Origin of the sequence: Providencia sp. PROV255 (genome assembly GCF_028478065.1) — a bacterium.
In the GTDB taxonomy this organism is placed as follows: domain Bacteria; phylum Pseudomonadota; class Gammaproteobacteria; order Enterobacterales; family Enterobacteriaceae; genus Providencia; species Providencia rettgeri.
Window position 1 is genome coordinate 1 of sequence record NZ_JAMPMI010000035.1, and the last position, 4361, is coordinate 4361.

3 protein-coding genes, 5 tRNA genes and 1 rRNA gene are annotated in these 4361 nt (G+C 38.0%); 8 read left to right on the forward strand and 1 reads right to left on the reverse strand.

The features are described from left to right. Positions 1-39 precede the first annotated feature (39 nt). The 4 genes from PR725_RS21745 (at position 40) to birA (ending at position 2418) form a co-directional block, all read left to right on the forward strand. A tRNA-Thr gene (locus PR725_RS21745) sits at positions 40-115 on the forward strand. Between the two features lie 26 nt (positions 116-141). Further along, positions 142-257 (forward strand): 5S ribosomal RNA (gene rrf, locus PR725_RS21750). Between the two features lie 155 nt (positions 258-412). Then, positions 413-1447 carry a UDP-N-acetylmuramate dehydrogenase gene (gene murB, locus PR725_RS21755; RefSeq protein ID WP_109913346.1) on the forward strand — a complete coding sequence of 345 codons (1035 nt, stop codon included), beginning with the start codon at positions 413-415 and terminating at the stop codon, positions 1445-1447. Then, on the forward strand, positions 1444-2418 hold the full coding sequence (birA, locus tag PR725_RS21760) for a bifunctional biotin--[acetyl-CoA-carboxylase] ligase/biotin operon repressor BirA (RefSeq protein WP_196719274.1): 975 nt from the start codon (positions 1444-1446) through the stop codon (positions 2416-2418). The genes murB and birA overlap by 4 nt, the downstream gene beginning before the upstream one ends. Positions 2419-2457: 39 nt before the next feature. Here birA and coaA read toward each other — a convergent pair whose 3' ends face one another. Next, on the reverse strand, positions 2458-3408 hold the full coding sequence (gene coaA, locus PR725_RS21765; RefSeq protein ID WP_109913348.1) for a type I pantothenate kinase: 951 nt from the start codon (positions 3406-3408) through the stop codon (positions 2458-2460). Between the two features lie 426 nt (positions 3409-3834). Between coaA and PR725_RS21770 the strand changes: the two genes are divergently transcribed. The 4 genes from PR725_RS21770 (at position 3835) to PR725_RS21785 (ending at position 4242) form a co-directional block, all read left to right on the forward strand. Further along, a tRNA-Thr gene (locus PR725_RS21770) sits at positions 3835-3910 on the forward strand. Between the two features lie 15 nt (positions 3911-3925). Next, positions 3926-4010 (forward strand) — tRNA-Tyr (locus tag PR725_RS21775). A gap of 75 nt (positions 4011-4085) precedes the next feature. Beyond that, positions 4086-4160 (forward strand) — tRNA-Gly (locus tag PR725_RS21780). Between the two features lie 6 nt (positions 4161-4166). Next, positions 4167-4242 (forward strand) — tRNA-Thr (locus tag PR725_RS21785). Positions 4243-4361: the final 119 nt, after the last annotated feature.

Genomic DNA, 4361 nt, shown 5'->3' on the forward strand with positions numbered 1-4361 from the left:
TTTTAAGGTTGTGTCAGTACTGACTGACCGCACCATATTGCTGATATGGCTCAGTTGGTAGAGCACACCCTTGGTAAGGGTGAGGTCCCCAGTTCGAATCTGGGTATCAGCACCATATAATCGGCATTTAAAAAGAATTTACCTAGCGGCAATAGCGCGGTGGTCCCACCTGACCCCATGCCGAACTCAGTAGTGAAACGCCGTAGCGCCGATGGTAGTGTGGGGTCTCCCCATGTGAGAGTAGGGAACTGCTAGGTTTTAAATATAAAGAAGCCACCCATTGGGTGGCTTTTTGCATTCTATTAATAGCGCAATTCTCACTAATTATCTTATTTTCCTAATCTTGCTATTCACTCTTAATCCAGCCTGATAGACTTATCCTATCCTAGTTTTATTTGTACTGAAGGCTGTAATGAACCTAACGTCTGAACTTAAATCATTTAATAGCTTTGGCATTCAAGCAAAAGCATTATCAATTGTTTTTGTGGATAACCAAGAATCTTTACTCCAACAATGGGTCGAGGCTAAAAATCAGCAACTCCCAGTATTATTATTAGGGGGGGGAAGTAATGTTCTATTTGTTGCAGACTTTGAAGGTGTTGTAATTATTAATCAGCTTAAGGGAATAGAAATAACAGAAGATAACAGTTATTGGTATGTTCATACTCAAGCAGGTGAAAATTGGCATCAATTACTTGAAACATTATTGAGTAAAGGTATTTGTGGTGCAGAAAATTTAGCATTAATCCCGGGTTGTGTGGGTTCTGCACCCATTCAAAATATAGGTGCTTATGGTATAGAGCTGAAAGATATATGTGAGTATGTTGATGTGCTTTCCCTTGAAACAGGCAGAGTAATACGACTAACAGCTTCAGAGTGCCAATTTGGCTATCGTGATAGTATTTTTAAGCATGAGTATCAATATGGCTATGTCATCATCAGTGTTGGGTTAAAATTAGCTAAAGAATGGGTTCCTAAGCTTATGTATGGAGATCTTGCTCAACTTGATCCCAATACAGTAACACCAGAGCAAGTATTTAATTCGGTATGCCAAACACGTAGAAGCAAATTACCTGACCCAACAGTAACGGGCAATGCGGGTAGTTTCTTTAAAAATCCTGTTATTTCAGCAGAAAAGGCACAGGCCATAAAAATAGCTTATCCTAATTGCCCTCAATATGAACAAGCAGATGGTAGTGTTAAATTAGCCGCAGGTTGGTTAATTGACCAGTGCGGTTTAAAAGGTCATCAAATAGGTGGCGCAGCTGTTCACACCCAACAGGCGTTGGTATTAATTAATAAACAGCACGCAACAGGGCAAGATATTGCTAACTTGGCGAAATATGTGAGCCAAACGGTAGCAAAGCGCTTTGATATTATTTTAGAGCCAGAAGTAAGGTTTATCGGTCGAGTGGGAGAAGTTAATGCAATGGATTATATTCGATGAAAGAAACTAATATTCCTTTACAGCTAATTGATATCTTAGCTGATGCTCAGGTCCATTCGGGGGAGCAACTCGGTGAACAATTAGGAATGACAAGATCTGCAATTAATAAACATATCAAAACATTGCGCTCTTGGGGATTAAATATAGAAACAATAGCTGGCAAAGGCTATAAGCTTCCATATCAAATCAATTTATTAAGTGAAGAAGCCATTAAAAAGCAAATTGATGATGTGAATATTATTGTTGAGCCAGTGATCGATTCAACAAACCAATATATGTTAGAGCGTATTGCTGAGCTTAAATCAGGAGATACTTGCTTAGCCGAATATCAAAGTGCTGGACGTGGTAGAAGAGGGCGTCAGTGGATATCTCCATTTGGTTGTAATCTATATCTTTCAATGTATTGGAGATTAGAACAAGGCCCAGCAGCAGCAGTGGGACTAAGTCTGGTTGTGGGCATCGTAATTGCTGAAGTTTTAAATAGAATTAGTCAAGAAAAAGTGAAAGTAAAGTGGCCTAATGACCTGTATATGAATGATAAAAAACTTGCAGGAATTCTTGTTGAATTAACTGGTAAAACAGGAGATGCAGCTCATATTATTATTGGTGTTGGTATTAACATTGGAATGAATAATAACAATATTGAAAGTTCAAAATCAATAACACAAGAATGGTCATCACTAAGAGATGAGGTTGAAAATATAGAGCGTAATGAATTATCTGCTAATATTATTAAGTCATTAAGAGAATCTTTAGTTATATTTGAACACGAAGGACTAAAACCATTTTTAGATCGATGGTTTAAACTAGATAATTTTCTGAACAGGCATGTTAAGTTATTGATAGGTAATGATGTAATATCAGGTATTGAGCGTGGCGTTAATGATCAAGGTGCATTATTACTACAAAAGGATAATGGAGAAATAATTCCCTATATTGGAGGGGAAATATCCTTAAGGCTAAACGAGTGATATATTATTGGCCGGAGATAAGCCGGCCAATATAAATAATTATTTTCTTAATCTAACACTCTGAATAGTATGGTTCTCACCTTTAGTCATAATTAAACTGGCTCTTTCCTTCGTTGGTAATATATTTTCTTCAAGATTTAATCCATTAATTTCATCCCAAATAGACCCTGCAATATTAATAGCTTCATCTTCACTTAATTTAGAGTAGCTATGGAAATAAGAATCAGGATCTGAGAATGCACCTTGCCTAAATTTAAGAAACCGACCGATATACCATTGTTTTAATAATTCAGGTGCAGCATCGACATAAATGGAAAAATCAACAAAATCAGATACAAAGACATGATGAGGATCTTGCGGGTAATCCATATCACTTTGTAAGACATTCAGCCCTTCAAGTATTAAAATATCAGGTTGATCAATGATTTGTTCTTGGTCAGGAACGATATCATACGTTAAATGTGAATAAACAGGAGCCTTAACGTTACGTGCACCTGACTTTATTTGCGACACGAAGTTAACGAGTTTTCGCATATCATAAGATTGCGGAAACCCTTTTTTCTTCATGATATTCCTATCTTTTAATACTTGATTAGGATGTAAGAAACCATCAGTTGTAATCAAGTCAACTTTACGGTGTTCTGGCCAACGAGTGAGTAGTGCTTGTAGTAAACGTGCAGTTGTACTCTTACCAACAGCTACACTACCTGCTATACCAATAATATAAGGCACTTTTGCGCCATTAGTTCCAAGGAATTGCTCTAGGACAGCCTGACGACGCAAGTTTGAGCTGATATAAAAATTCAATAAACGCGATAAAGGTAGATAAATCTCTATAACATCTTCCATAGAGAGTTCTTCGTTAATCCCTTTTAACTCTAGAAGTTCACTCGATGTTAATGTAAGTGGAACTGAATCACGTAACGTTGCCCAGTGTTCTCTATCAAACTCTAAGTATGGCGTAGTAATAAAATTTTCTTTCTTTTTCATAAACCAACATCTGCCTATTTTATGCAGGTTGGACAGGTTGCCTAAACACCCGTATCCATAAAATTTGCTAGCATCATAGCGAGTGAAAGTGGGGAGGCGTAGGTTTTTTTCTATTTTTTATGAGTTTTTTTTGATGTAGGCAGAAAAAATGATACTGAGTGATGAAAAAAACACCTAAAAATGAGAGGCTAAAATTGTGATATCGAATAAAAAATAATAATTTTAAAAATTTTAAGCCTCTTTCTCCCTTTACTGACCAAATGATAATGGACTATAGTTAACAGCTGCTGTTGATGTTTTAAGCTTAAAATAGTTAAAAAATCAACAAAAAGCCCAAAAGCGAACAAAATGTGAGCGAACAAACAAAAAAATTAATTTTTTTGTTGCAACCTGCGCCGACTCTACCTAGAATGCGCAGCACTTGATGCCGGCATAGCTCAGTTGGTAGAGCAACTGACTTGTAATCAGTAGGTCCCGAGTTCGACTCTTGGTGCCGGCACCATTAACAATTTGGATAGGTGGGATACCCAAGCGGCCAAAGGGAGCAGACTGTAAATCTGCCGTCACAGACTTCGAAGGTTCGAATCCTTCTCCCACCACCATCTCCAAGAAATTTTCTTAAGAGAAAATTTTGAGGAACAGTTTAACAGCTGATAACTCAGGTAGCCGAGTTCATTGCGGGCATCGTATAATGGCTATTACCTCAGCCTTCCAAGCTGATGATGCGGGTTCGATTCCCGCTGCCCGCTCCAAGATGTGCTGATATGGCTCAGTTGGTAGAGCACACCCTTGGTAAGGGTGAGGTCGGCAGTTCGAATCTGCCTATCAGCACCACTTCCCTTATGTTCTCACTAATCTCCCTGATTTGTCTCCTGAAAAAAACAAGCGAAATAAATTCTTGCTTGGTTGATGTGGTTTAACCACCGATTCCGTGTCTTAGAGGGACAATCTAA

Excerpts from the sequence above, each read along its gene's own strand:
- murB (WP_109913346.1), top strand. The coding sequence starts at position 413 with ATGAACCTAACGTCTGAACTTAAATCATTTAATAGCTTTGGCATTCAA.
- coaA (WP_109913348.1), bottom strand. The coding sequence starts at position 3,408 with ATGAAAAAGAAAGAAAATTTTATTACTACGCCATACTTAGAGTTTGAT.
- birA (WP_196719274.1), top strand. The coding sequence starts at position 1,444 with ATGAAAGAAACTAATATTCCTTTACAGCTAATTGATATCTTAGCTGAT.